At 73.5% G+C, this 25,647-nt stretch carries 24 protein-coding genes; 14 read left to right on the top strand and 10 right to left on the bottom strand.

Annotated elements, in window-relative coordinates; translation table 11 throughout:
- Nucleotides 1-4: 4 nt before the first annotated feature.
- From ACK8OX_RS06410 to ACK8OX_RS06440, 7 genes are all read left to right on the top strand, one after another.
- A complete protein-coding gene (locus ACK8OX_RS06410; RefSeq protein WP_430663114.1) occupies nucleotides 5-1,375 on the top strand; it encodes a sigma 54-interacting transcriptional regulator in 1,371 nt (456 codons plus the stop codon).
- A 3-nt stretch (nucleotides 1,376-1,378) separates the two neighbouring features.
- Complete coding sequence (gene flhA, locus ACK8OX_RS06415; protein WP_430663115.1) at nucleotides 1,379-3,445, top strand: flagellar biosynthesis protein FlhA; 2,067 nt, start codon at nucleotides 1,379-1,381, stop codon at nucleotides 3,443-3,445.
- Entirely contained in the window at nucleotides 3,442-4,329 is an 888-nt protein-coding gene (locus tag ACK8OX_RS06420) for a GTP-binding protein (protein WP_430663116.1), read from the top strand. The genes flhA and ACK8OX_RS06420 overlap by 4 nt, the downstream gene beginning before the upstream one ends.
- Nucleotides 4,326-5,078 carry an AAA family ATPase gene (locus ACK8OX_RS06425; protein WP_430663117.1) on the top strand — a complete coding sequence of 251 codons (753 nt, stop codon included), beginning with the start codon at nucleotides 4,326-4,328 and terminating at the stop codon, nucleotides 5,076-5,078. Before ACK8OX_RS06420 ends, ACK8OX_RS06425 begins: the two co-directional genes overlap by 4 nt.
- A 73-nt stretch (nucleotides 5,079-5,151) precedes the next feature.
- Nucleotides 5,152-6,627: a CopM family metallochaperone gene (gene copM / locus ACK8OX_RS06430; RefSeq protein WP_430663118.1), complete on the top strand. Its 1,476-nt coding sequence runs from the start codon at nucleotides 5,152-5,154 to the stop codon at nucleotides 6,625-6,627.
- An 88-nt stretch (nucleotides 6,628-6,715) separates the two neighbouring features.
- A complete protein-coding gene (locus tag ACK8OX_RS06435; RefSeq protein ID WP_430663119.1) occupies nucleotides 6,716-7,828 on the top strand; it encodes a TonB family protein in 1,113 nt (370 codons plus the stop codon).
- Between the two features lie 64 nt (nucleotides 7,829-7,892).
- Nucleotides 7,893-9,458: an ABC transporter substrate-binding protein gene (locus ACK8OX_RS06440; RefSeq protein ID WP_430663120.1), complete on the top strand. Its 1,566-nt coding sequence runs from the start codon at nucleotides 7,893-7,895 to the stop codon at nucleotides 9,456-9,458.
- An 11-nt stretch (nucleotides 9,459-9,469) separates the two neighbouring features.
- Here the strand turns inward: ACK8OX_RS06440 and ACK8OX_RS06445 are convergent, their stop codons facing one another.
- Nucleotides 9,470-9,796, bottom strand: a complete 327-nt coding sequence (locus ACK8OX_RS06445; RefSeq protein ID WP_430663121.1) for an NIPSNAP family protein — start codon at nucleotides 9,794-9,796, stop codon at nucleotides 9,470-9,472.
- A gap of 178 nt (nucleotides 9,797-9,974) precedes the next feature.
- On the bottom strand, nucleotides 9,975-11,615 hold the full coding sequence (locus tag ACK8OX_RS06450) for a 4Fe-4S dicluster domain-containing protein (protein WP_430663122.1): 1,641 nt from the start codon (nucleotides 11,613-11,615) through the stop codon (nucleotides 9,975-9,977).
- Nucleotides 11,616-11,703: 88 nt separating this feature from the next.
- Here ACK8OX_RS06450 and ACK8OX_RS06455 point away from each other — a divergent pair, with 88 nt between their 5' ends.
- From ACK8OX_RS06455 to moaB, 3 genes are all read left to right on the top strand, one after another.
- Nucleotides 11,704-12,519, top strand: a complete 816-nt coding sequence (locus ACK8OX_RS06455; RefSeq protein ID WP_430663123.1) for a uracil-DNA glycosylase — start codon at nucleotides 11,704-11,706, stop codon at nucleotides 12,517-12,519.
- 418 nt (nucleotides 12,520-12,937) lie between these two features.
- Complete coding sequence (locus ACK8OX_RS06460) at nucleotides 12,938-14,500, top strand: transglycosylase SLT domain-containing protein (RefSeq protein WP_430663124.1); 1,563 nt, start codon at nucleotides 12,938-12,940, stop codon at nucleotides 14,498-14,500.
- Between the two features lie 81 nt (nucleotides 14,501-14,581).
- Nucleotides 14,582-15,121, top strand: a complete 540-nt coding sequence (gene moaB / locus ACK8OX_RS06465) for a molybdenum cofactor biosynthesis protein B (RefSeq protein WP_430663125.1) — start codon at nucleotides 14,582-14,584, stop codon at nucleotides 15,119-15,121.
- A 22-nt stretch (nucleotides 15,122-15,143) separates the two neighbouring features.
- Here moaB and ACK8OX_RS06470 read toward each other — a convergent pair whose 3' ends face one another.
- From ACK8OX_RS06470 to ACK8OX_RS06490, 5 genes are read right to left on the bottom strand one after another with little or no spacing between them, the layout of a single operon-like run.
- On the bottom strand, nucleotides 15,144-16,274 hold the full coding sequence (locus ACK8OX_RS06470) for a DegT/DnrJ/EryC1/StrS family aminotransferase (RefSeq protein ID WP_430663126.1): 1,131 nt from the start codon (nucleotides 16,272-16,274) through the stop codon (nucleotides 15,144-15,146).
- Between the two features lie 26 nt (nucleotides 16,275-16,300).
- Entirely contained in the window at nucleotides 16,301-17,287 is a 987-nt protein-coding gene (locus ACK8OX_RS06475; RefSeq protein WP_430663127.1) for an NAD-dependent epimerase/dehydratase family protein, read from the bottom strand.
- A gap of 46 nt (nucleotides 17,288-17,333) precedes the next feature.
- Nucleotides 17,334-18,419 (bottom strand): dTDP-glucose 4,6-dehydratase, encoded by a 1,086-nt coding sequence (gene rfbB, locus ACK8OX_RS06480; RefSeq protein WP_430663128.1) that lies wholly within the window; start codon nucleotides 18,417-18,419, stop codon nucleotides 17,334-17,336.
- Between the two features lie 5 nt (nucleotides 18,420-18,424).
- Nucleotides 18,425-19,486 carry a potassium channel family protein gene (locus ACK8OX_RS06485; protein ID WP_430663129.1) on the bottom strand — a complete coding sequence of 354 codons (1,062 nt, stop codon included), beginning with the start codon at nucleotides 19,484-19,486 and terminating at the stop codon, nucleotides 18,425-18,427.
- A complete protein-coding gene (locus ACK8OX_RS06490; protein ID WP_430663130.1) occupies nucleotides 19,483-19,836 on the bottom strand; it encodes a RidA family protein in 354 nt (117 codons plus the stop codon). The genes ACK8OX_RS06485 and ACK8OX_RS06490 overlap by 4 nt, the downstream gene beginning before the upstream one ends.
- Before the next feature lie 117 nt (nucleotides 19,837-19,953).
- On the opposite strand from ACK8OX_RS06490, the gene ACK8OX_RS06495 reads away from it, so the two are divergent.
- Both ACK8OX_RS06495 and ACK8OX_RS06500 read left to right on the top strand, forming a co-directional pair.
- The gene (locus tag ACK8OX_RS06495; protein WP_430663131.1) at nucleotides 19,954-20,460 is read left to right on the top strand and encodes a YqhA family protein; all 507 of its coding nucleotides are present in this window, start codon (nucleotides 19,954-19,956) and stop codon (nucleotides 20,458-20,460) included.
- A 172-nt stretch (nucleotides 20,461-20,632) separates the two neighbouring features.
- Nucleotides 20,633-21,724 carry a hypothetical protein gene (locus ACK8OX_RS06500; protein WP_430663132.1) on the top strand — a complete coding sequence of 364 codons (1,092 nt, stop codon included), beginning with the start codon at nucleotides 20,633-20,635 and terminating at the stop codon, nucleotides 21,722-21,724.
- 123 nt (nucleotides 21,725-21,847) lie between these two features.
- On the opposite strand, the gene ACK8OX_RS06505 is transcribed toward ACK8OX_RS06500, so the two are convergent.
- The 3 genes from ACK8OX_RS06505 to ACK8OX_RS06515 all read right to left on the bottom strand — a co-directional run bounded on the left by ACK8OX_RS06505 (nucleotide 21,848) and on the right by ACK8OX_RS06515 (nucleotide 23,644).
- Nucleotides 21,848-22,711, bottom strand: coding sequence for a metal ABC transporter permease (locus ACK8OX_RS06505; protein ID WP_430663133.1), 864 nt, complete (start codon nucleotides 22,709-22,711; stop codon nucleotides 21,848-21,850).
- A gap of 67 nt (nucleotides 22,712-22,778) precedes the next feature.
- Nucleotides 22,779-23,525, bottom strand: coding sequence for a metal ABC transporter ATP-binding protein (locus tag ACK8OX_RS06510; protein WP_430663134.1), 747 nt, complete (start codon nucleotides 23,523-23,525; stop codon nucleotides 22,779-22,781).
- Nucleotides 23,522-23,644, bottom strand: a complete 123-nt coding sequence (locus tag ACK8OX_RS06515; RefSeq protein WP_430663135.1) for a hypothetical protein — start codon at nucleotides 23,642-23,644, stop codon at nucleotides 23,522-23,524. The genes ACK8OX_RS06510 and ACK8OX_RS06515 overlap by 4 nt, the downstream gene beginning before the upstream one ends.
- An 81-nt stretch (nucleotides 23,645-23,725) precedes the next feature.
- Between ACK8OX_RS06515 and ACK8OX_RS06520 the strand changes: the two genes are divergently transcribed.
- Nucleotides 23,726-25,021 (top strand): DUF445 domain-containing protein, encoded by a 1,296-nt coding sequence (locus tag ACK8OX_RS06520; protein WP_430663136.1) that lies wholly within the window; start codon nucleotides 23,726-23,728, stop codon nucleotides 25,019-25,021.
- Nucleotides 25,022-25,030: 9 nt separating this feature from the next.
- The gene (locus ACK8OX_RS06525; RefSeq protein ID WP_430663137.1) at nucleotides 25,031-25,615 is read left to right on the top strand and encodes an HD domain-containing protein; all 585 of its coding nucleotides are present in this window, start codon (nucleotides 25,031-25,033) and stop codon (nucleotides 25,613-25,615) included.
- The last annotated feature ends 32 nt before the right edge of the window (nucleotides 25,616-25,647 follow it).

Below are 25,647 nucleotides of genomic sequence, written 5' to 3' on the forward strand. Positions count from 1 at the left end.
TCCGATGGCGCGGCTGCTCATCGTCGGGTCGCTGGAAGGGGAACTCGGCGCCGCGGCGCGGGTGGCCATCGCGCGCGGCGCGCGGCTTGCCCATGCGGAAGGCGCGGCGGCCGGCCTCGCCCGGCTGCGGGCGGAAGGCGCGGACCTCGCGCTGGTGGACATCCGCCACGACGTGCCCTGGCTGGTGCATGCGCTGGCGGCGGAACGCATCGCCTGCCCCGTCGTCGCCTGCGGCCATGCGGAGGATGCCGATGCCGCGGTCCGCGCCATCGAGGCGGGGGCGAGGGACTTCCTGCCGCTGCCGCCCGACCCCGACCTCATCCTCGCGATGCTCCAGGCTGCCGGCGCCGACCCGGCGGAGGAAGGGCCGGTGGCGCGCGACCCGGCGATGGTGGCGCTGCTGGCCCGCGCCACGCAGCTCGCCCGCGCCGAGGCGAGCGTGCTCATCACCGGGGAGAGCGGGACGGGCAAGGAGGTGCTGGCGCGCCACGTCCATGCCGCGTCCCGCCGGGCGCGGGGCCCCTTCGTCGCGCTGAACTGCGCCGCCCTGCCGGAGACGCTGCTGGAAAGCGAGCTGTTCGGCCACGAGAAGGGCGCCTTCTCGGGCGCGGTGGCCGCCCGCAAGGGCCGCTTCGAGCAGGCCGATGGCGGGACCCTGCTGCTCGACGAGATCGGCGAGATGGACCCCCGCCTGCAGGCCAAGATCCTGCGCGTCATCCAGGAAAGGGAGGTGGACCGCCTGGGCGGCGCGGCGCCGGTGCGGGTGGATGTGCGCCTGCTGGCCGCCACCAACCGCGACCTGGCGGCCGAGGTCGCGCGCGGGCGCTTCCGCGAGGACCTGCTGTTCCGCCTGAACGTCGTCGCGCTGCACATCCCGCCGCTGCGCGAACGCCCCGCCGACATCCTGCCGCTGGCCGGGCATTTCGCGTCCCGCTACGCCCGCGCGAACGGCATGCCCGAACGGCCACTCTCGGCCGCCGCGGCGGAACGGCTGCTGTCCCACCCCTGGCCCGGCAACGTGCGGGAGCTGGAGAACGCGCTGCACCGCGCCGTGCTGCTGGCGGAGGGGGCGGAGATCGGCCCTGCCGCGATCGAGCTGGCGGCACCGCGCATCCCGGCCGCGGAACCCGCGCCGGCCGCCGCGGCGAAGCCCAACCGCATCGCGCCCCTGGTCGGCCGGCGGATGGAGGAGGTGGAGCGCGACCTCATCCTCGAGACGCTGTCCCACTGCCTCGGCAACCGCACGCGCGCGGCCGAGATCCTCGGCATCTCCATCCGCACGCTGCGCAACAAGCTGCAGGAGTACCGCGCCGCCGGGCTGGCGGTGCCGCCCGCGCCGGGGCAGGCGCCCATCCCGCTGCCGGCCGCGGGCTGAGCCGTGGCGGCGCTCGTCCTGCCGGGCTGGGTCGGCCGCGCGCGTCCCTCGGGCGATGTCGCGCTCGGGCTGTTCGTGGTGCTGCTGGTCGCGGTGCTGGTGGTGCCGCTGCCGAGCTGGCTGCTGGATGCGGGGCTCGCGCTGTCCATCACCGCCTCCGTCCTCGTGCTGATGGTCGCGCTGTTCATGCAGCGGCCGCTGGACTTCACCGCCTTCCCGACCGTGCTGCTGCTGACCACGCTGCTGCGCCTCGCGCTCAACGTGGCGACGACGCGCACCATCCTCACCTCGGGCCATGAGGGGCCGCAGGCGGCGGGCGCCGTCATCTCGGCCTTCGGCGGCTTCCTGATGGGCGGCGACGTGCTGGTGGGGCTGATCGTCTTCGCCATCCTGCTGGTCGTGAACTTCGTCGTGGTGACCAAGGGGTCGGGCCGCATCGCGGAAGTGGCGGCGCGGTTCAGCCTGGACGCCATGCCGGGCAAGCAGATGGCGATCGACGCCGACCTCAACGCCGGCCTGCTGACGGAGGAGGAGGCGCGGCGCCGCCGGCGGGAGCTGGAGGAGGAGAGCGGCTTCTACGGCGCCATGGACGGCGCCGCGAAATTCGTGCGCGGCGACGCCATCGCCGGCCTCATCACCACCGGCATCAACCTGCTGGCCGGCATCGCCATCGGCGCGCTGCGCCACGGCCTGCCCTTCGCCGAGGCGGTGCAGACCTTCTCCGTGCTGACGGTGGGCGACGGACTGGTGGGGCAGATCCCGGCGCTGCTGGTGTCCATCGCGGCGGGCATCGTGGTGACGAAGGGCGGCATGGAAGGCCGCGCCGACCGGCAGCTCGTCCTCCAGCTCGGCGGTGCCAAGCCGCTCGCGCTGGCGGCCGGCGCGGCGGGGGTGATGGCGCTGCTGCCGGGGATGCCGATGCTGCCCTTCCTGGCGCTGGCCGGGGCGGCCGGCTACGGCGCGCGGATGCAGGCGAGGGCCGCGCGGGAAGCGGCGCAGGCCGCGCTGCCGCCGCCTGCCGCGCCTGCCGAACCGCCGGCCTCCGACGCGCTCAGGATCGACCAGCTGCGGCTGGAACTCGGCTACGGGCTGCTGAGCCTGGCGGCGGGCGATGCGCCGCGCCTTTCGGAACAGATCCGCACGCTGCGCCGCACCACCGCGCAGGAGATGGGCTTCGTCCTGCCGAGCGTCCGCATCCAGGACAACCTCCAGCTGCCGCCCGACGCCTATGTCATCCGGGTGAAGGAGATCGAGGCCGCGCGCGGCGTGCTGAAGCCGCCGCTGCACCTGGCGATCGACCCCGGCGGCCGCGCGCCCCCCATCCCCGGCGAGGCCGTGCAGGAGCCGAGCTTCGGCCTGCCCGCCGTCTGGATCGAGGAAAGCCGGCGGGAGGAGGCGCTGGCCCTGGGCTGCACCGTGGTGGACGCCGCCGGCGTGCTGGCCACCCACCTGACCGAGGTGACCCGCGACAACATGCCCGAGCTGCTGTCCTTCGCCGAGACGCAGAAGCTGGTCGAGGAACTGCCGGCCGAGCACAAGCGCCTGGTCGCCGACCTCATCCCCGCGCAGGCCAGCCTCGGCACCGTGCAGCGCGTGCTGCAGGCGCTGCTGGCGGAGCGCGTCTCGATCCGGGACCTGCCGACGGTGCTGGAGGGCATCCAGGAAGCCGCGGCCGCGGGGCTGCGCGGCCTCGGCGGCATCGTCGCCACCGTGCGCGCCCGCCTGGCGCGACAACTGAGCGACGCGGCGCGCGGGGCGGACGGCGTGATCCCCATCATCGCCCTGTCGGCGGAATGGGAGGACGCCTTCGCCGAATCGCTGGCCGGCCCGGGGGAGGAGAAGCAGCTGGCGATGCAGCCCTCGCGGCTCGCCGCCTTCATGCACGCGCTGCGCGCCGCCTTCGATGCCGCGCAGGCCACCGGCGAGCCCGCCGTGCTGGTCTGCTCCGCCGGCATCCGCGCGCATGTGCGCGCCGTGGTCGAGCGTTTCCGCCCGGCGACGACGGTGCTGGCGCATACCGAGATCCACCCGCGCGCCCGGCTGCGCACCATCGGCACGGTGCAGGGGTGAGGCTGCGCACCATCCAGGCCCCGCGCATGGCCGATGCCATGGCACGGCTGCGCGCCGAACTCGGCGAGGATGCGGTGATCCTCTCCACCCGCCGCACCGGCGACGGGGTGGAGGTGACTGCCGCGCAGGAGCCTGACGACGAACCGCTGGTGATCGCGCCGGGCGATGCGACGCCGGCGCGCGCCATCCCGCCCGCCCTGCTGCGCCACAACCTGCCGCCGGCGCTGGCCGCGCGGCTCGGCGGCGTCCCGCTGCCGGCGGCGCTGGCCGCGGCCTTCCGTTTCGAACCGCTGCCCGCGGAAGCGCGGCCGCTGCTGCTGGCCGGGCCGCCCGGGGCGGGCAAGACACTGACGGCGGCGAAGCTCGCCACGCGCTTCGTCCTGTCCGGCCGGGCGCCGCTGCTGGTAACCGCCGATGGCCGCCGCGCGGGCGCGACGGAACAGCTTGCCGCCTTCGCGCGCGTGCTCGGCCTGCCGCTGGCGGTGGCGGCGAGCCCTTCCGCGCTGGCCAAGGCGCTGGCGCGGCGGGAAGCGGGGCAGCCGGCCATCGTGGACCTGCCCGGCTGCGACCCCTTCCGCCCCGCCGAGACGCGGGCCCTCGTCGCCTTCCGCGACGCGGCAGGCGGCGCGCCGGTGCTGGTGCTGCCGGCAGGGCTGGATGCGGAGGAGGCGGCGGAGACGGCGCGCGCCTTCCACCTGCTGGGCTGCCGCCACCTGCTGCCGACGCGCCTCGACGCCGCGCGGCGGCTGGGGGGCGTGCTGGCGGCGGCCGATGCCGGCCTCGCCTTCACCGAAGCCGGCATCGGGCCGGATGCGGCGGGCGACCTGGTGGCGATGGACGCGGCATGGCTGGCGGAGCGGCTTCGGGAAGGGCGCGGACAGTGACGGGTCGGGACGGCAGGGGGCGGATCATCGCCATCGCCTCGGGCAAGGGCGGCGTGGGCAAGACCTGGTTCGCCATCACCCTGGCCCAGGCGCTGGCGCAGCAGGGGCGCCGCGTGCTGCTGCTGGACGCGGATCTCGGGCTGGCCAATGCGGATGTGCAGCTCGGCCTCGCGCCGCGCCTCGACCTCGGCGCCGTGCTCGCCGGCCGCATCGCGGCGGAGGATGCGGTGGCGCGCCACCCCGCCGGCTTCGAACTGCTGCCCGGGCGTTCCGGTTCGGCGGCGCTGGGCGGGCTCGGCGGCGCGGCGCTGGACGCGCTGCTCACGTTGCCGGGGCGGCTGGCGACGGCGCGGGACGCGGTGGTGCTCGATCTCGGCGCCGGTCTCGGCGCGGCGCAGCGGCGCCTGCTGGCCGCCGCCTGCCTGCCGCTCGTCCTCGCGACGGAGGAGCCGACCAGCCTGACCGATGCCTATGCCGTGCTGAAGATGCATGCGCAGGACGCACCTTCGCGCGAGGCGCGGCTGGTGGTGAACATGGCCGCCGGCGCCGCCGCGGCGCGGCGCACCCATGCGACGCTGGAGGCCGCGACGCGCCGCTTCCTCGGCCGCGCGCTGCCCTTCGCGGGGGCGGTGCGGCGCGATGCGAAGGTGCCGGACGCGATCCGCCACCAGGCCCCGCTGCTGACGCGCCACCCCGCCAGCGTCGCGGGGGCGGATGTGGTGGCGATCGCGCGCGGCCTGCCCGGCTGAGAACCGGACGGGCCCGCGGCCGTTGCAGCCGCAAGGCCGCCCGCCGGGAGGCGGCCGCAAGGCCCGAGGATCCATGTCGCCCATCATCCGAGGCGCGCTGCGCTGCGCGGCCGCGCTCGCCCCGCTGCTGCCCACCGGCGCCGCGGCGCATGTGAAGTGGTTCCAGCCCTACCAGGTCGCGGAGCCGCCCGTCCCCATTGCGACGACGCTGTCGCTGCCCGCGCTCTGGATCGGCGCGGCGCTGGCTTCCGCCTTCTTCGTCGCCGCCATGCTGGTCGAGCGCAGCGCGGCGGGGCCGCGCCTGCTCACCGCGCTCGATGCCGCGACCGGGCCGCTGAAGGCGCGGGCGGACCGCTTCCTGCTCTGGGTGCTCACCGCCTTCTTCGTCTCGCTCTTCGCGATCGGCGGCACCTACCTGACGCCGGAGCTGCGGACCGAGGCGGAATGGGTGCCCTGGCTGCACCTGGTTGTCGCGCTGCTGCTGGCATCGCGGCTGACGCGGCCCGTGGCGGCGGCGCTGATCGTGCTGGTCTGGGTGCTGACGCTGCGCGAATACGACCTGTTCCACCTGTTCGACTACCTCGCCCTCGGCCTCGGCGTGGCGGGGTTCCTGCTGCTGTCGGGCGTCGCGGACGAGACCTGGCACGCGCGGCGCTTCGCGGTGCTCCGGCTCGGCATAGCGGTCAGCCTGATGTGGTCGAGCATGGAGAAGTTCGAATACCCGCAGTGGTTCGCGCCGCTGCTGGAGGAGAAGCCCTATCTCGCGCTCGGGATGCCCTTCGGTCCCTACACCACGATGGCCGGCGTGGCGGAATTCACGCTGGGCTTCGGCCTGCTCTGGACGCCGCTGATCCGGCGCCTGGCGGCGGCGGCGCTGTTCGTGCTGATGTTCGCCGCCGTCTATCCCTTCGGCCGCATCGACCTGATCGGCCATGCCATCATCCTGGCGACGCTTGCCGTCGGCGTGGCGGAGCCGGAGACGGGGCGGTCGCGGTCCATGGCCCTGGTGCACGGCATGGCTTCCGGCGCGCCGCGCGCCTTCGGCCGCGCGACCGCGCTGATGCCCGTGGCGCTGGCCGCCGCCTTCGCGATCACGATCCTGGGCTATTCGGGCGCGCACCACGCCATCTACCAGCGCGGCGGGCCGGCCTTCGCCTGGGCGCGCGCGCAGACGGGCGAGGGCGGGCCCGGCCTGCCGCCCCCCGCCGGCTTCTGGCGCGGGCAGGAACACTACCACGGCCCTGGCGCGGGCCCGCTGACCGGGGTGGAGGCGCCGCCCGCGCCGACCGGCGGGGGCGGGCATGCAGGCCATGCCGACATGGCCGCCGCGATGGCGCGGATGCAGCAGGAGATGGCGGCGGCGCCGATGACCGGCGACCCGGACCGCGACTTCGTCGCGATGATGCTGCCGCACCACCAGGGCGCGGTGGACATGGCGCGGCTCTACCTGCGCGCCGGCCGTGACCCCGCGCTGCGCCGCCTGGCGGAGGGGATGGTGGCGGACCAGGAGGAGGAGATCCGCCAGATGCGCGGCTGGTCGCCGCGCTGAAGGCCCGCCCGGCCGCCGGCTGCCACATTTCGTCACCCGCCCCGAGGTTCCACGGCGCGGGCCCGATCGTCTAAGCCGGCCCTGCCCCGTGCCCGAGAACACCCGCCCCCTGCCGCGCCCGCGCCCGATGCCCCGCTTCGGGGCAAGGCGGCGCGTGGCGGCGCGGCGGGAGCCACCCGCGCCGCTGCCGCGCCCCGCCGCACCCCTGCCTGACCGCGGAAGGGCGCCGCGGCCACCGCATGCGCGGTGGCCGTGGTGGCTGGCCTCGCTGCTGGCGCATGCGGCTGTCATCGCGGCGCTGCTGTCCTGGCCGGACCCGCGCCCACGCGGGCCCGCGCCGCTGCCGCCCCCCTCCTTCGACGTGGTGTTCGAGGGTGGGCAGCCCGAACGGCCCTTGGGGGAGGCGCCGGAGGGGCTTGAGGTGCCGCCCGTGCCGCCCGTCCCCGCGGCGCCTCCGCGGCTGCCCGGGCCGCCGCCCGCGCCCCCCGCCCCGTCACAGGCGGTGCAGCTGCCGGTCCCGCCATCCGCCGTACCGCCACCGCCGCCAGCCCCGCCGGTTTCGGTGCCGCCGCCCCCGCCGGCACCGCCGGTGGCGGAGCCCGCCCCCCCGCCCATCCCCGACCTCGCCGAGATCCTGCCGCCGCCACGCGAGCTTCGCCTGCGCGAACGGTACGAGCCGCCGCCCTCGCCGCGTCCGGAGGCCCAGGCCCCGCCACCGCGCCCGCAGGTACCGCCCGCCGCGCTGCCGCCCGGCGTGATGCTCGCGCCGCAGGGCTTCGCGCTCGCCCGCCCCGCGTCGCCGGCGCAGTCGGGGCGGCCGCAGGGAAGGGGGCTCGACCTCGCGGTGGATCCGCGGATGCTGGAAGGCCGCGCCAGCGCGGACCCGGCGATGCGCGTCACCGGTGCGGAGGTGGGCGCGGACTGGCGCGCCGCCTTCCGCCGCTGGCTCGACCAGAACATCCACTACCCGGCGCGTGCCGCGGCAGAGGGCGAATCCGGCACCGTGCGCGTGCGCGTGGTGGCGGAGCCGGACGGGCGCGTGCGCAGCGTCCGGCTGGTCGGGCCCTCGGCCTCGCCCTCGCTCAACTTCGGCACCACCTTCCCCTTCGACGGTGCGCGGCTGCCGCCCTTCCCGCCACCGGCGGACCCGGGCGGCGTCACCATCGACCTGACGGTCAACTACATCCTGATCCGGCGCTGAGATCGCCCTGGCGCCGCGCGCCGTGGCGCATGAGGATGGGCGGCCCGACCCGCAGGAGCCGCGCATGCGCCGCCGCATCACCCTCGCCCTTCTCGCCATCTCCGCCGCCTTCGCCGCGCCCGCCGCGGCGCAGCGGCTGACCATCGGCGTCAGCGCGGTGCCGGCGGCGGTCGATCCGCATTTCCACAGCGGCACCTCGACGCAGAACCTCACCTACAACCTGTTCGACACGCTGTTCACGCTGACGCCGGAAATGCGGCTCGCCCCCGGCCTGGCGGTGAGCTGGACCCCGGTCGCGGAGACGATGTGGGAGGTGAGGCTGCGCCCGGGCGTGCGCTGGACCGATGGGCGGCCCTTCACCGCCGACGACGTGGTGTTCACCTTCGGCCGCGCGCCCAACGTGCCCAACACCACCGGCGGCTACGGCGGCGCGGTGCGTTCCATCGCGCGGACGGAGGTGGTGGACCCGCTGACGCTGCGCATCCACACGCATGCCCCGGCGCCGAACCTGCCGGTGGAGCTGTCCGTGCTGGCCATCGTGTCCCGCCATGCGGGGGAAGGTGCGACGACCGAGGACTACAATGCCGGGCGCGCCGCGATCGGCACCGGGCCGTACCGGCTGGTGCGCTATTCCCCGAACGACCAGACCGAGCTGGTCCGCAACGACGCGTGGTGGGGCCCGCGCCCGGATTTCGAGGCTGCGACCATCAAGTACCTCTCCAACGCTGCCTCCCGCACCGCCGCCCTGCTCTCGGGCACGGTGGACATGATCGACACGCCTTCCCCCAACGACCTTCCGCGGCTGCAGTCCGATGCGCGCTTCGCCGTGTTCTCGCGTCCGGGGATGCGGCTGGTCTATCTCGCGCCGAACCAGGCGGCGGAGGTCGCGCCCTTCGTGACGGACAACGAGGGCCGGCCGCTGGCGCGCAACCCGCTGCGCGACCGCCGCGTGCGCCAGGCGCTGTCCATCGCGATCAACCGCGGCGCGCTGGCGGATCGCATCATGCAGGGCACGGCGACGCCGAACGGACAGTGGCTGCCGCCCGGCACCTTCTCCCACAACCCCGATGTGCCCGTCCCCGCCTTCGACCCCGAAGCGGCGCGGCGCCTGCTGGCCGAGGCCGGCTACCCGGCCGGCTTCCGCATCGCGATCCACATCTCCACCTCGTCGCGCCCCACGGATCCGCCGGCAGCGCAGGCCATCGCGCAGATGTGGACGCGCATCGGCGTGCAGACGACGGTGGAGCCCATGCCCTTCGCCGCCTATGCCGCGCGGGCCGCGAACCTGGAATTCGCGATGACGATGTTCGGCTGGGCCAGCCAGGTCGATGCCGGCTATGCGCTGGTGAACGTCTTCAGCACCTACAGCCGCGAAAGGCTGACGGGGGCCTTCAACCGGTCCGGCTATTCCAGCCCGGCGCTCGATGCGCTGACCGCGCGCGCCACCTCCACGCTGGACGACACCGCGCGCGAGGCCCTGCTGCGCGAGGGCGTGAGGATGGCGATGGAAGATGTCGCCGTCATCCCGCTCTACCAGATGACGAATATCTGGGCCGCCCGGCGCGGCATCGCCTATGAGCCGAGCGGCTACGACTACACGAAGCTGGTGCAGGCCCGCATCGCGCGCTGAAGGCCGGTGTCCTACTTCACGGCCGAGAAGGCGGTCGGTTGCAGGATCAGGTTCTCGACCCGCTCGAGGATCGGGCCATCCCTCTCGCTCTCCGCCGCGACGCGCAGCCATTCGGGATCGGCGCGGAAGGCGTCCCATTTCGTGCCGCGCTCCGCCAGGCTCTCCCAGGCGAGAAGGTAGTAGAGCGCGTGGTTCGACGGGCCGACCGCCACGGTCCAGAACCCGGCCTGGCGGATGCCAAAGCGGTCCCAGATCCGCAGCGTGTGGTCCTGGAAACGTTGCAGCAGCCGCGGCAGCCGGCCGGGCAGGCAGTGGTAGATGCGCAGTTCGTGGATCATCGGCATTCCCCCGCCGCGCGGTCCCGCGTGGCGGGGTGATGCCAGCGCGGCGGCGGCGCAGCGTCAACCACCGGATGCCGCCAGCCGCCGGCGGGCGGGCTACATGCCGCCGATGTAGTTCGGCCCGCCGCCGCCCTGGTGTCTTGAAGCGGTCGGGCGGCGGCGGCCGGCGGGCGGGCTACATGCCGCCGATGTAGTTCGGCCCGCCGCCACCCTCGGGGGTCCGCCAGTCGATGTTCTGCGTCGGGTCCTTGATGTCGCAGGTCTTGCAGTGCACGCAGTTCTGCGCGTTGATCACCAGCCTCATCGGGCCGTCGCCGTTGCCGGCCTCGGCGCCCACCGCCTCATACACCGCCGCCGGGCAGTAGCGGCTCTCGGGCGAGGCGAACTGCGCCCAGTTCACGCCTTCCCAGCGCGACGGGTCCTTCAGGACCAGATGCGCGGGCTGGTCCTCCTCGTGGTTGGTGTTCGACAGGAAGACCGAGGACAGGCGGTCGAAGGTCAGCACGCCGTCGGGCTTGGGATAGGCGATGCGCTTCGCCTCCGACGCCTTGCGCAGCGTCTCGTGGTCCTGGTGGTGCGACCAGGTCCAGGGCGCCTTGCCGCGGAAGACGTAGGTGTCGAGTGCGGCCGCCGCCATGCCGCCCCAGAAGCCGTATTTCGCGAAGCCGGGGCGGATGTTCCGCACGCCCTTCAGCTCCTCCCACACCCAGCTTGCCTGGAGCTTCGCCGGGTAGCCCTCCAGCACCGCCGGGCGGTCGGCGGCGAAGGCCTCGGCCATCGCCTCGGCCGCCACCATGCCGGACTTCATCGAGGTGTGCGTGCCCTTGATCTTCGGCACGTTCAGGAAGCCCGCGCTGTCGCCGATGATCATGCCGCCCGGGAAGACGAGCTTCGGCACCGCCTGGAGCCCGCCCTCGTTCAGCGCTCGCGCGCCATAGGCGATGCGCTTGCCGCCCTCCAGCATCGCCCGCACCTGCGGGTGGGTCTTGAAGCGCTGGAACTCCTCGAAGGGCGAAAGCCAGGGATTCGGATAGTCCAGCCCGACGACGAAGCCGATCGAGACCAGGTTCTCCCCCAGCATGTAGAGCCAGGACCCGCCATAGGTGTCGGAGGCCAGCGGCCAGCCGGTGGAATGCCACACCAGGCCGGGCTTGTGCTTCTCCTTCGGGATCTCCCACAGCTCCTTCATGCCGAGCGCGTAGGTCTGCGGCGCGCAGTCCCGGCGCAGGTCGAAGGTCTCGAACAGCTTCTTCGACAGGCTGCCGCGGCAGCCCTCGGCGAAGACCGTGTAGGCGGCGCGCAGCTCCATCCCCGGCTGGTAGTTCGGGCCCCGCTCCCCGTCCTTCCCGATCCCCATGACGCCGGCGACAACGCCCTTCACCTGGCCGTCCTCGATGATCGTCTCGGACGCGGCGAAACCCGGATAGACCTCGACCCCCAGCGCCTCGGCGCGGGCGCCGAGCCAGCGGCACACATTGCCAAGGCTGACGACGTAGTTGCCCTCGTTGTGCATCTGCGGCGGCGTCGGCAGCTTGAAGCCGCGCGTCTCCGTCAGCAGCATGAAGCGATCCTCGGTGACCGGGGTGGCGAGTGCCGGCGGGTCGTCGCGCCAGTCGGGGATCAGCTCGTCCAGCGCGCGCGGCTCCAGCACGGCGCCCGAAAGGATGTGGGCGCCGATCTCGCTGCCCTTCTCGACCAGGCAGACGGTGGTGTCGGGGCTGAGCTGCTTGAGGCGGATGGCGCAGGCCAGGCCCGCCGGGCCCGCGCCCACGACCAGCACGTCGAATTCCATGGCTTCGCGCGCGTCGTCCGACATGCCTGTTCCTCCGGCGTTCCTGGGTTCCTGCGGGACATAGCGTCGCGGGGCATTGCGCGGAACCCCGGCGCGCGCCGATATCCCCGTCATGGAACAGGTCCCGGCCCCGCTGCCCGGGCGCGACGCGCTGCTCGCCGCGCTCAGGCTCCAGATGGAATGGGGTGCGGACGAGGCGCTGCTCGATGCGCCGGCCGACCGCTTCGCCGCGCCGCCGCCCGCGCCCGCCCTTGCAGCCCCGGCCCTGGCGCGCCCGGCGCCCCGCCCCGCGTCCTCTGCGCTGATCCCGCCACCCGCCGCGGCCGCCGCCAGCCTCGCAGCCGGGGCGGCGGACCTGGCCGCCCTCAAGGCCGCCATCGCCGCCACCGACAGCCCCCTGCGGGAGACGGCGACCAACCTGGTCTTCGCCGACGGCATGCCGGAGAGCGGCCTGATGATGATAGGCGAGGCGCCGGGCGCGGATGAGGACCGGCTTGGCCGTCCCTTCGTCGGCGTGTCGGGCAAGCTGCTGGACCGGATGCTGGACAGCATCGGACTGCGGCGGGAGGAGAACTTCTACCTCACGAACATCCTGCCCTGGCGACCGCCGGGGAACCGCACGCCCACCGACGCCGAGATCAACCTGTTCCTGCCCTTCCTGCTGCGCCACATCGCGTTGGTCCGGCCACGCCACCTGGTGCTGCTCGGCGGCGTCTCGGCCAAGGCGCTGCTGCGCGCGAAGGAGGGGATCACGCGGCTCCGCGGGCGCTGGCATGCGGTGGAGGGGGCGGGGGATGCCGCGCTGCCGGCGCTGGCGACGCTGCACCCCGCCTATCTGCTGCGGAACCCCGCGGCGAAGCGCGATGCGTGGTCGGACCTGATCCTGCTGCGCAGGACGCTGGACGGCGAGGCGCGGCGCGGGAGCTGACCCGGCACCCGGCCTTTTCATTGTGCGCCGCAGCAAAGTAACGGTTTTTTCACCTGAGCCGGGCCCTGTAATGTCCTGATCTGGTGAAGAATGTCTCACAGTATGGGATTCTCCGGCCGATAAGGGGTTGCGCTGCCTGCGAAACCCCCGTTAGGGGTGCTGCGCCATGCGAGCGATCTGCCCCATGGCCCGGCAAACCCGGCCTGCCCGCATCTTCCGCCCCCTCGCGGTCGTGCTGGCGCTGGGGGTGACGATGACCGCGGGGATTCAGGTTCCTGCGTTCGGGCAACGGGCCGACCAGACCGCCATGAGCGTTCCCCGTCCCGTCCAGGGAGGGATCGCCGGGTTCCCGCAACCCCTAGCGCCGTCCGATGCGGCGCGCCTTCGCCGTATCTTCGACCTGCAGCAGCGGGGCGAGATGGCGGGCGCGGCGCGCGAGGTCGAACGGCTCGACGACCGCCGCCTGGTGGGCCATGTGCTCGCCGACCGCTGGCTGCGCGGCCATGAGCCGCCGCTGCCGGAGGTCGTCGCCTGGCTGGCCGACCATGCCGACCACCCCGACGCCCCGGCGGTCCATGCCATCCTGGTCCGCCGGGCCCCGCGCGGCATGGCCCTGCCGCCCGCCCCGGCGCAGGAAGCCCTGTCCGAGACGTCCGAGGTGGTGCCGGAGGAGCGCGAGCCCTCCTCTCGTTCCATCGTCCGCAACGCCGCGCTCGACCGCGCGGTGCGCGACCGCGCGCGGGACGGCGACGCCGCCGCGGCGCTCGCGCAGATCGAACGCGCGCGGGTGGGCGGTGCCTATGCCGCGCTGCTGCGGGCGGAGGTGGCGCAGGCCCTGTTCCAGCTCGGCCGCGACGCGGAAGCCTTCCGCATCGCCTCCGAGGCGTCGCGCAACTCGGGCGGGGTCGCGCTGCCGGGCTACATCGCCGGCCTCTCGGCCTGGGCGCTCGGGCGGCCGGAAGCGGCGCTCGCCTATTTCGAGCATGCGGCACGGTCCGAGATCGCCGCCCCCGCCACCCGCGCGGCCGCCGCCTTCTGGACGGCGCGCGCCGCGGTGCGGGCGCGCCGGCCGCAGGCCTATGTGCCCTGGATGATGCAGGCCGCGCAGGAACCGCGCACCTTCTACGGCCTGGTCGCGCGCCGCGCGCTGGGCCTGCCGATGGGCTTCGCCTGGGAACGCGAGATCGCAGGCGAGGGCGAGGCCGCCGCCATCGCCGAAACCGCGGCGGGCTGGCGGGCGCTGGCCCTGCTGCAGGTCGGCCAGGGGGAGCGCGCGGAAGCCGAGCTCCGCCGCCTCTGGCCCCGCGTGCAGGGCAATGCGGGGGTGATGCGGGCGATGCTGCTCGTCGCCTCCCAGGCGGGGATGACCGACCTTGCCGCCCAGCTCGCCTCCCTGTCGCAGACGGCGGATGGGCGGCCGCGGGACTTCGCGCGCTTCCCCCTGCCGCGGCTGGAGCCGGCGGGCGGCTTCCGGGTGGACCCGGCGCTGCTCTACGCGCTGGCGCGGCAGGAATCGAATTTCGACCCGCAGGCGGTCTCCCCGGCCGGCGCGCGGGGGCTCCTGCAGATCATGCCCGCGACGGCCAGCTACGTGACGGGCGATGCCAGCCTGCGCGGCGCCGGCGCGCGGCGGCTGCACGATCCCGGCTTCTCGCTGGAGGTGGGGCAGCGCTACGTCCACTACCTGGCGCAGGGCGACCAGGTGGGCGGCGACCTGATCCGGCTGCTGGCGGCCTACAACAACGGGCCGGGCAACCTCTCCCGCTGGCTGCCGGCGGTGCGGCACCGCGACGATCCCTTCCTGTTCATCGAGAGCATCCCGGTGGGGGAGACGCGGCTCTTCGTGCAGCGTGTCCTCGCCTATTCCTGGATCTACGCCGCCCGGCTGGGCCTGCCATCGCCGAGCCTCGACGCGCTGGCGACCGGCCGCTTCCCGCAATTCCAGGGCAGCGGCGCGGTCGCGGCGATGCTGCGGCGGTGACCCGCTGACCCGCTTCCCCGCTTGCGGGGAAGCGGGGGCGGGGGCATGTCCCGGTGACCCATCCCGGCACAGGACCGCGCCATGCCGATCGACGAATCGAGACAGTTCCTGCCCGTCAACATCGCCGTGCTGACCGTGTCGGACACGCGCGACCTCGCCTCCGACCGCAGCGGCGACACGCTGGCCGAGCGGATCGGCAAGGCCGGCCATCGCCTGGCCGCGCGGGAGATCTGCCGCGACGAGGCGGATGCGATCGAAGGCGTGCTGCGCCGATGGATCGCCGATCCCGCGATCGACTGCGCCATCACCACCGGCGGCACCGGCATCACCGGACGCGACGTGACGCCGGAAGCCTTCGCACGCGTGCTGGAGAAGGAGATCACCGGCTTCGGGGAGCTGTTCCGGATGCTGAGCTACGCGAAGATCGGCACCTCCACCATCCAGTCGCGCGCCATCGGCGGGGTCGCGGGCGGGACCTACCTGTTCGCGCTGCCGGGCAGCACGGGCGCCTGCAAGGATGCCTGGGACGACATCCTGGTCTGGCAGCTCGACAGCCGCCACCGCCCCTGCAACCTGGTGGAGCTGATGCCGCGGCTGCAGGAGCACCTGAAGGCGGCGTAGCAGGCCGCCCCCCGCCCCGCCGCTACAGCGCCCGCAGCGCCGCGCAGACGCGCTCCACCTGCGCGTCCGTCAGCTCGGGGAACATCGGCAGGCTCATCACCTCGCCCGCCGCGCGCGCCGTCTCCGCGCAGCCGGCGGGACCGAGAGGGGTTCGCCCGCGATAGGCCGGCTGGAGATGGACGGGCACCGGGTAGTGGACCGCGGTGGCCACCCCTTCCGCCCGCAGCCGCGCCATCACCGCCGCGCGGTCCGGCACGCGCAGCACGTACTGGTGGAAGACATGGCCCGCGCCTGCCCGCCGCACCGGGGGCGCGAAGGGACCGCCGGCCAGCGCCGCGTCATACGCCGCGGCGATCTGCGCGCGCCGCGCATTGTTGGCGTCCAGCCGCGTCAGCTTCACCCGCAGGATCGCCGCCTGCAGCTCGTCCAGGCGGGAATTCACGCCGACATCGGCGCTGATGTAGCGTTCCTTCCAGCCATATTGCCGGATCGCGCCGATCGCATCGGCCAGCGCCCCGTCATCCGTGGTCAGCACGCCGCCATCGCCCAGCGCGCCGAGATTCTTGGTGGGGTAGAGCGAGTAGCAGGCGATGCGGCCGAGATTGCCGACCTTGGCACCGCCGAGCGTCGCGCCATGCGCCTGCGAACAGTCCTCGATCACCGTTGCGCCGTGCCGCTGCGCCGCGGCCAGCATCGGCGCCAGGTCGCAGGCCTGGCCGTAGAGATGCACGGGGATGACGGCGCGGATCGGCGGCAGGCCCGGGGGCGGGTCCTCCAGCACGGCCGCCAGCTCGTCCGGGTCCATCGTGTAGGTGTCGGGGTCGATGTCGAGCAGCAGCGGCGTCGCGCCCACCATCTCGATCGCGGCGACGGTCGCCACCGCGGTGTGGGACACCGTGACCACCGTGCTGCCCGGCCCGATGCCGAGCCCGCGCATCGCCAGCGTCAGCGCATCCGTCCCGTTGGCGCAGCCGATGGCCCGCGCGGCGCCCTGCCAGGCGGCGTATTCCTTCTCGAAGGCCTCGCCCTCCTTGCCGAGGATGTACCAGCCCGAGGCGAGGGCGCGCGCGACGGCGGCGTCGATCTCGTCCTTCTGCGCGCGGTAGCCTGCGCCGGGATCGGCCTGCGGGACCGTGATGGTGGTGGCATTCATGGCGGTGTTCCCCCCGGGGAGACGGCTTACTGCGCGTAGTCCGCAAGCCGCGGACGATACCATTCGAGCGACCGGCGAAGCCCCTCGTCCACGTCGATGCGCGGCCACCAGCCGGTGGCGGCGCGGAAGGCGCGGTCGTCGGCGGCGAAGCTGCCGATGTCGATCTGCGCGCGGTCGGCCGGGAATTCGCGGATGGCATAGGACCCGGTGCCGCCATTGGCGGCGATCAGCCGGTCCGCCAGTTCGCGCAGCGACAGCGGGGGCGCACCGCCGACATTGAAGACGTGGCCCTTCACCTGCGGCTCGTCCGCGTGCTGCGCCGCGCGCAGGAAGGCGTCCACCACGTCGTCGAGATAGGCGAGGTCGCGCAGCTGCTCGCCGCCCCACACCTCGAAGGGCTCGCCTTCCAGCACGCGGCGGATCCAGATGCCGAGGAAGGTCTGCCGCGCATCCTTGATGCGCAGCCGCGGCCCGTAGCAGTTGGTCAGCCGCAGCGAGACGACGGGCCGGCCATGCACGCGGGATTCCAGCAGCCAGTACTGCTCCCCGGCCCATTTCGACACGCCGTTGGAATCGGGCGGGTTGACGGTGTGCTTCTCGTCCACCGGCAGGTATTGCGGGCGGCCGTAGAACTGCCGGGTGGAGGCATGCACCACCACGGCCTTCGGCGCCGCCTCCCGCATCACGCCGACCAGGCGGACCTGCGCGACCGCGTTGATCGCGATATCCGCGACAGGGTCCTTCTGGCCGCCCATGTGGCTGGTCTGCGCCGCCAGGTTGAACAGCACGTCGATGCCCTGGCAGAGCGAGTGCAGTTCCGCGTCGCGGATGTCGCCGCGCACCAGCATCACGTTGCTGCCTTCGAGGTTCAGCGGGTTGGCCCCGCCATCCGGCACCATCGCATCCAGCGCCACCACGCGCGCGCCCTGCGCCGCCAGCGCGTGACACAGCCCGCTGCCGAGGAAACCGGCGCCGCCGGTCACCAGAACCCTCTTGCCCCGCCAATCGCTCATGTCGGTCGCCAACAATCCCCGCGCCAGATCGTTCCGTGACGTGTGTTCAACCGCCCGTGCCCCCGCGCGCCTCCGGCGAGACGCCGAGCCGCTGGCCGGCATAGCGCCGCGCGCGGATAGGGCCCCACCAGGCCTCGTTCGCCAAGTACCAGCGCAGCGTGTGCTCGAGCCCGCTCTCGAAGTCGAACTTCGCCTTCCAGCCCAGCGCCACCTCGGCCGTGGTTGGGTCCATCGCATAGCGGAAGTCGTGGCCGGGGCGATCCTTCACGAAGGTGATAAGCCGTTCCCGCGGGCCGGCCGGGTCGGGGCGCAGCCGGTCCAGCACGGCGCAGATGGTCTTCACCACCTGCAGGTTGGTGCGTTCCTGCCGCGGCCCGATGCAGTAGGTCTCGCCCGGCTTGCCGGCTTCCAGCGCGGCGAGGCAGAGCGCCTCCGCGTGGTCCTCCACATGGATCCAGTCGCGGATGTTCGACCCGTCGCCGTAGACGGGCAGGGGGCGCCCCTCCAGCGCGTTCAGCGACACCAGCGGGATCAGCTTCTCGGGGAATTGCCAGGGGCCGTAGTTGTTCGTCGTGTTGGAGACGAAGGCAGGGAAGCCGTAGGTGTGCTGCCAGGCCCGCACCAGGTGGTCCGACGCCGCCTTCGACGCCGAATAGGGGCTGCGCGGGTCGTAGGGCGTGTGTTCGTCGAAAGGCTTGTCCCCGGCACTTTCGAGCGAGCCGAACACCTCGTCGGTCGAGATGTGGTGGAAGCGGAAGGCGGCCTTGGCGGCCGGGTCCAGCGCGCTCCAGTAGCCGCGCGCGGCCTCCAGCAGCACCTGTGTGCCCACCACATTTGTCTGGATGAACTCCGCCGGCCCGTCGATGGAGCGGTCGACATGGCTCTCGGCCGCAAGGTGCATCACCACCTCGGGCTTCCATTCCTCGAAGGCGGCGCGCATCGCGGCGGCGTCGCAGATGTCCGCCTTGACGTGGACGTGGCGCGGATGCGCCGCCGCGGTCTCCAGCGCATCGTGGCTGGCGGCGTAGGTCTCCTTGTCGATGTTCACCACGACGTGATCGGTGGTGGAGATCAGGCGGCGGACGACGGCGGAGCCGATGAAGCCAAGACCGCCGGTCAGGAGGATGCGCATGCGGGTCACTCGTTACTCGTATTGGATGAAGCCGGATTGCGGCGGAAGCGCGACCGCGCCCCGGCGGCGCCATGGCCATCGGGGGCCGCCGGGGGCGGAGAATGCCCGTCCGGCGGCGCCGGGTCGAGGTCCTCGTCCTCCTCCCGCCGCGTTCCCACCCGCGCGCGGCGGCTCCGCAGGATTTCCGCCACGCCGAACAGAAGCAGCAGCTGGCCCGCCACCACCTCCAGGCTGGCCAGCACGCGCACCCCGTCATCCTGCGGCTGGATGTCGCCATAACCCACCGTGGAGAGGGTGGCGACCGAGAAATGCAGCGCGTCCGAATAGCTCAGCCGCGTCGGTCCGTCGCGGTCATGGAACAGGGCATGGACCGACAGCGAATCCGCGATGCGGTAGGCCGAGGCGAAGACGATCACCAGCAGCGCGTACATCAGCAGGAAGGCCACCGCGGGCACCGCCACATGCCGCGTCCGCCCGGCGATCTCGTCGATGATGAGCGCGACGTCCACCAGCAGGCGCATCACCTCCCGCGCGGCGCGCGCGACGATGCCGGCGATGCCGCCCATGGCGACCAGCAGCGCCGCGCCCTGCGCACCCGGCGCCAGCCGGTTCACCGGCAGGATGAAGCAGACCAGCCCGACCAGGGACACGAAGACCAGCCAGCGCGCGGTGTGGCCGAGGTGGTCGAGATCCGCGGCCTCCTGCCGCTCGGCCACCTCCGCCAGTTCGACCCGGCGCCACCAGACGGCGCCCAGGAAGGCGATCACCGGCAGCAGGAAGGCCGGCGGGCGCGACCAGTCCGGCGCGTCCGGGAACTGCGCGTGGCCCAGCACCACGAACAGGCTGGCATAGAGCGCGAGCCCGACCGCCGTGCCGAAGGCGAAATGCAGGCCGCGCGGGAACAGGTAGTAGAGAAGGCCGAGGCCGAAGGCCGCGACGCCGATCACGAAGACCGGCAGCAGCTGCCCCTGGTCCCCCACCCCCCAGGCGACCAGCAGCGACAGGCCCAGCGTGAACCCGACCGAGCGCAGCCATCGCCACAGCCTCTTGCGGGTCGCCCGGGTCATCGCGGCGCCAGCGCCACCCCGGTGATCTCGACCTTCCAGCGCGGATCGACCAGTGGGGCTTCGACCGTCATCCGGGCGGGCTTGTGGCCGCGGTCCAGCCAGGCGTCCCAGGCGCGGTTCATCGCCGGCGCGTCGCGGATGTCGGCCAGCACCACGGTGCAGGACAGCAGCGCGCGCCGGTCGGTCCCGGCCTCGGCCAGCAGGGCGTCGATCTGGCGCAGGATGTCGGCGGTCTGGCCTTCGGCATCGGCGGTCGGGTCGTCGGCCACCTGGCCGGCCAGCCAGACGAGGCCCCCCCCGACCACGGCGCCCGACAGGCGCTCCTCCTCGGCGATGCGGCGGATCGTCATGCGTGGTCTCCGTTGCGGACTGGCGGGCGGGCCCGGGATTCGTGTGGCGGTCGCGTGCGCCTGGCGATTCCGCGGCCGGCGCGGGCAGGCTATGCGTCACGCAACCGGGAGACTGACATGCAGACGATCCTGAACAAGGCCATCCTCGCCAGCCGCTACATCCTGGTGGTATTCCTCCTCGGCCTCGTCGCCGCGCTTGCGGTCTATGCGCTGAGCTTCCTGAAGAAGCTCTGGAAATTCGCCCTCAGCCTGAACGAGGCGGAGGAGACGCGGCTGCTGATCGACCTGCTGCACCTGCTCGATTCGGCGCTCGTCGCCTCGCTCGTCGTCATGGTCGCCATCTCCTCCTATGACAGCCTGGTGGCGCGGCTCGACGCGGAGGAGGAGGGCAGCCGGCTGTCCTGGGTGGCTGCCATCGATCCCGGCAACCTCAAGATCAAGCTCGCCTCCGCCCTCATCGCCATTTCCTCGATCCAGTTGCTCCAGCTTTTCATGGAGATCGACCGCTACGACGACCGCACCGTCACCTGGGCGATGGCGCTGCACGGCGTCTTCCTGGCCGGGGCGCTGGTGCTCGGCGCGCTCGACAGGATGACGGCCGGCGACAAGAAGGGGAAGCTATAGGCAGCCGCACCGGTCCGACAGGGCGCGGGGCGTGCCCCGTCCTGCCGACGGTCTTCCTTGCGGCTTCGTGACCATCGGTTGAATCCTGCGCAAGGAATTCCGCCGCCGGCTTGAGTTCGCTCGCCCGCCTTCGATAATCGACGCCTCCAAGGTGTCTGGAAGGGATGTCGGGTTGTTCAGGCAATGGGCGTTCGGCATCGCCGCGGCAGGGCTTCTCGCGCCGCCGGCCGGGGCGGCGATCGACCCGCGGCTGCTGCGGGAGCAATCCTCGCTGCACCTGCAGGTCGAGGTGGTGTCCCCCGCCCGGCCCTCCGCCGACCCGCTGGGTTGCACGGTGGAGGCGGTAGCCCGCCGCGTCTTCCGCGCCGATGCCCGCACCCTCGACGGCCGTGCCGCCATCCCGCCGACACGGCCGGGAGACCGAATGACGATCGGCTTCTTCTGCCGCCAGACCTCCGCCCCGTTGCGCCCGGGCGAGGCGATGCCGATCGGCGGCCCCTATGTCACGCCAGCCGAGGCCCTGGCGCCGGGCCGGTTCTTCGAACTGTTCCTGACCCCCGGCCGCGAGCCGGACGGCCCTTGCGGCCTGGCCCTCGGCGTGAGCGCGGGCAGCTGGAGCACGTCGCTGCCCTTCCATGAGGTGCCGGCCGGCGGAACGCCCCAGCCCGCCATCGAGGCGCGGGTCCAGCGCCAGCCCGTCCAGCCCTCGCCCTTCGTGATCGGCACGCCGCGGCGCGACGGCGCCCCGCCCGTCTTCCCGACGCGCGACGTGGTGACCACCTACACGGTGTCGAACCGGCCGGGCGAGACCTTCCGCGCGCAGTACAGCCATTGCGAGCAGGCGGTCCGCTTCGAATCGCTCGACCGCAACGGCCAGCCGGCCGATGGCGCGCTGATCCAGGCCCGCCACTCCGTCTCGTTCCGGCGTTTCGACCAGGGGCGGCGGATCGTCCATGACCGCCACGACCCGGCCAACCGCTTCGGCCGGCTCGTCACGGACTACGATCGCGCGCGTTTCACGCGGGAAGGGGAGGCCACAATCGCCGGGCTGCCCTGCACGCGCTGGCATGTCGTCGACGAGATCCACCTGCCGGCGGGCGCGGTCCGCCGTGTCGAATCGCACGCCTGCGTCACCGAGGACGGGTTGGTGCTGCGGCGGGAGGCCGACGGCGTGGTGACGGAGATCACCAGCGTCGCCTTCCGCGCGGTCGAGCCGGCGCTGCTCCGCGCGCCGCAGGACTACGCGGTGCAGCGGCCGCAATAGCCGGCGCTGGACCGGCCTTGCCCTGACCCTCGTCAGGCCAATCCCGGTCCAGCCCCTGTCGGCCCGGCGATTCTCGCCCTTCGCAGGCCCGCCTGCGGCGTGCATGCTCAGGCCGATCGCGGGCTACCCCGCCAAATGCGGGCGCCGGCGCCAGCGCGCCAGCAGCCCGTCCACCGGGCCGGCCAGGACGGACACCGCCCAGAGCAGCCCGGCCACCAGCACGATGGCCGGGCCCGAGGGCAGGTCCAGGTGGTAGGAGGCCAGCAGTCCCGCCGCCGCGGACAGCGCCGCGATGCCGACCGCGGCCTGCACCAGCCCCGACAATTCGCGCGACCAGTGGCGGGACGCGACGGCGGGCAGCATCATCAGCCCCACCGCCATCAGCGTGCCCATGGCCTGGAAGGCCGCCAGCACATTCAGCACCACCAGCACCAGGAAGGCCATGTGCCAGGCGCCGCCGCCGACGCGCTCGGCCCGGGCGAAGGCGGGGTCGAAGCATTCCAGCGCCAGCGGCCGCCAGCCGAGCGCGAGCACCGGCAGCGTCACCGTGGCGACCCCGGCCATCAGCAGCAGCGCCGGGTCGTCCACCCCCAGCACCTGGCCGAACAGCAGATGCGTCAGGTCCCCCGCCCCGCCGCGGAGCGACACCAGCGTGACCCCGAGCGCGAGCGCGATGAGGTAGAGCGCGGTCAGCGACGCATCCTCCCGCCCCCCCGTCACGCGCGACAGCGCGCCGGCGCCGAGCGCCACCAGCAGCCCCGCCGCCAGCCCGCCCGCCGACATGGCCGGCACCGACATCCCCGCGATCAGGAAGCCTGCCGCGATCCCGGGCGTGACGCCATGCGCCAGCACCTCCGCCGTCAGGCTGGTCCGGCGCAGCATCAGGAACACGCCGAGCGGCGGCGCCGCCACCGCCAGCGCCAGGCAGCCCACCAGCGCGCGGCGCATGAAGCCGAATTCGACGAAGGGGGAGAGGAGGTCGGTCATGGTCGCACGCTTCCGCCCGGTGACGCGCCACCACCCCGGCCCTCCCCCGCCCGCGGGGGAAGGGGGCTCAGGCCGCGCGGGCCTCGCACGGGGCCGCGCCTTCGTCCCAGGCCTCGGCCATCATGCGGGCCTTCAGGCGGTTCGCGGCGCTCAGCACCTCCGCCGTGGGGCCGAGGGCGATCTTCTGCCGCGCCAGCAGCAGGCAGTCGGGGAATTCGTCGCGCACCAGGTCTAGGTCGTGCAGCACCGCCAGCACCGTCCGCCCCTCGCCATGCCAGCGCCGCACCACCGCCAGCAGGTCGGCCGCCGTGCGCGCATCCACCGCGTTGAAGGGCTCGTCCAGCAGGATCAGGTCGGCATCCTGCACCAGCAGCCGCGCGAAGAGCAGGCGCTGGAACTGCCCGGCCGACATGCTGCCGACGGGCCGTCGGGCGAAGCCGCCCAGGCCCACCGCCTCCAGCGCCGCCTGCGCGCGCCCGCGCTCCTCCGCCCCCGCGCTGCGGAAGGCGCCGAGCCGGCTCCACATGCCCTGCATCACGACATCGAGGCAGAGGATCGGGAAGGCCCGGTCCATCCCCGATTGCTGCGGTAGCAGCGCCACGCGCCCCGCGCCGATCCGCACCCGCCCCTCATCCGCCGCATGCAGCCCCGCGATGGTCCGCAGCAGCGTGGTCTTGCCCGCCCCGTTCGGGCCGACGATGGCCGTCAGGCTTCCCGGCGCGAAGCGCGCGGAGAGGTGATGCACCGCCGGATGGCGCTGGTGGGTCGCCGTCAGGTGCTCGATCGCGAGTTCGGGGCCGCGCGGCGGGGTCATGCGGATATCGCCCAGGCCACCGCCGCCCACAGCGCCGCCAGCACGAACCCGGCCAGCACCAGCCGCGGGGCGGCCCCGGCGGACAGTGCGAGCGGGTGGGAGGGGATGATGGCGCGCATGGTTACCTTATAACGTCACATCCCTATACCGGTGCCGTGGCGGCTGGGCAAATGGCGCGTGGCAGCCTACCTCCCCGCCCCATGCAGGGCAGCCCCGACCGTCCCACCACCCTCCCCGACCCCGAGGCGGAGCTTCGCCGCGCGCTGACGCGGCAGAAGACCGTCGCCACCGGCCTGCTGGTCGGCATGGGGGGGCTGCTGGTCGGCACCTATGCCATGCCGCCGGGCTACTGGACCGAGTTGCTCCAGGCCTCGGCCAAGGCGGGCGTGGTGGGGGGCATCGCCGACTGGTTCGCGGTGACGGCGCTGTTCCGCCACCCCCTGGGCCTGCCCATCCCGCACACCGCCATCATCCCGAACCAGAAGGAGAGGCTGGGCGCGGGGCTCGGCCGCTTCGTCGCCAACCACGTCTTCACCGAGGCGGAGGTGAAGCGCGTGCTGTCCCGCCTCGACCTCGCCGGGATCCTGCGCAACTTCTTCGCCGATCCGGGGGCGGTGAAGCCGGCTGCCGCCGCGCTGTCGGGGATGCTGCCGCGCATCCTGGCCAGCCTGGAGGACGGGCGCGCCCGGCGGCTGATGGCGCGGCTGCTGCCGCGCATCGCCGGCGGCCCGGGTGCCGCGAAGGTGATCGCCCGCGCGCTGACCGCGCTGATCGACGGCGGCCGCCACCAGGAGGTGTTCAACCTCGCCCTCGGCCAGATCAAGGTGCTGCTCGCCGCGAAGGAGGAGCAGCTGCAGGCGGCCATCGCCGCGCGCGTGCGGGCCGAAGGGGGCGCGCTGGTCGGCTGGCTGGCAGGCGCCACCATCGCGCGCCGCGTGCTGGCCGCGATTAACCACGAGCTCGACCGCGTCGAGCCCGGCGATTCCGACCTGCGCCACGCCTTCGATGCCTGGCTGCGCACCGAGATCGCGAAGCTGGAGGAGGACCCGGAACGCGCCGCCGCCGTCGGCCGCGCGGTGCGCGACGCGCTGGCCCATCCCGCGGTCGCCGCCTGGCTCGGCGACATCTGGGTGCGGCTGCGGACGGCGCTGGAGGCGGATGCGCAGAACCCGAACGGGCGCACCGTGCAGGTGCTGGAGAACTCGCTCTCCAACCTCGGCGCCGTCCTGGCCGAGGACGCGGCGGTGCGGGAGAGGCTGAACCGCGCGGCGGAAGGCGTGCTGGTGGCGCTGCTGCCGAACGCGCGCGCGCAGCTTGCGGACTTCATCGCGGGCGTGGTGCGCGGCTGGGACACCGCGACGGTGACGGACAAGATCGAGCTGCGCGTGGGCAAGGACCTGCAATATGTCCGCATCAACGGCACCATCGTCGGCTTCCTGGTCGGCGGCGCGCTGTTCGCGCTGCTGACCGCGGTCTTCGGCCGCATCGCCGTCTAGCGGGGCGGCGTGGACCCCGCCTTCCTCGCCGAGCTGCAGCGCCGCCATGCGGAGCCGCACCGGCGTCACCACGGCTGGTCCCGCGTGGCCGGGATGCTGGCCATGGCGGAGGAGGTCGCGCATGGCATCGCGGACCGCCCTTCCTTCATCCTCGCGCTGCTGTTCCACACCGCCGTCTTCGACCGCGCGCAGGCGGGCAATGCGCGGAAAAGCGCGGCGCTGATGCGGGACCTGCTGGCCGCCACCGTGCCGGAACCGCGGCTTGCGCGCGCCGAGGCGCTGATCCACGCCTTCGCCCGGCAGGAGATGCCGGAAACCGACGACCCCTCGCTGCGGGGCGACGCGGCGCTGCTGCTGGACATGGACAACGCCCCGCTGGGGGCGCCGCCGGCCGAGTACGACGCCTATGAGGCCGCGATCCGCGCCGAATACGCGCATCTGCCGGACGGCGCCTGGGCCGATGGCCGGGCGGGGCAGATCCGCCTGCTGCTGTGGCGGGACCGCATCTACCGCACCGACCGCTTCTTCCTGGCGCATGAGAAGCGCGCCCGGCGCAACCTAGAACGGCGCTTGGCGGAGCTGGAGGCGGGCTGATCCCTTGCCGCCGCAACGTGTATGACCCGCCC

The organism is Falsiroseomonas sp. CW058 (assembly GCF_050563535.1).
Taxonomy (GTDB): domain Bacteria; phylum Pseudomonadota; class Alphaproteobacteria; order Acetobacterales; family Acetobacteraceae; genus Falsiroseomonas.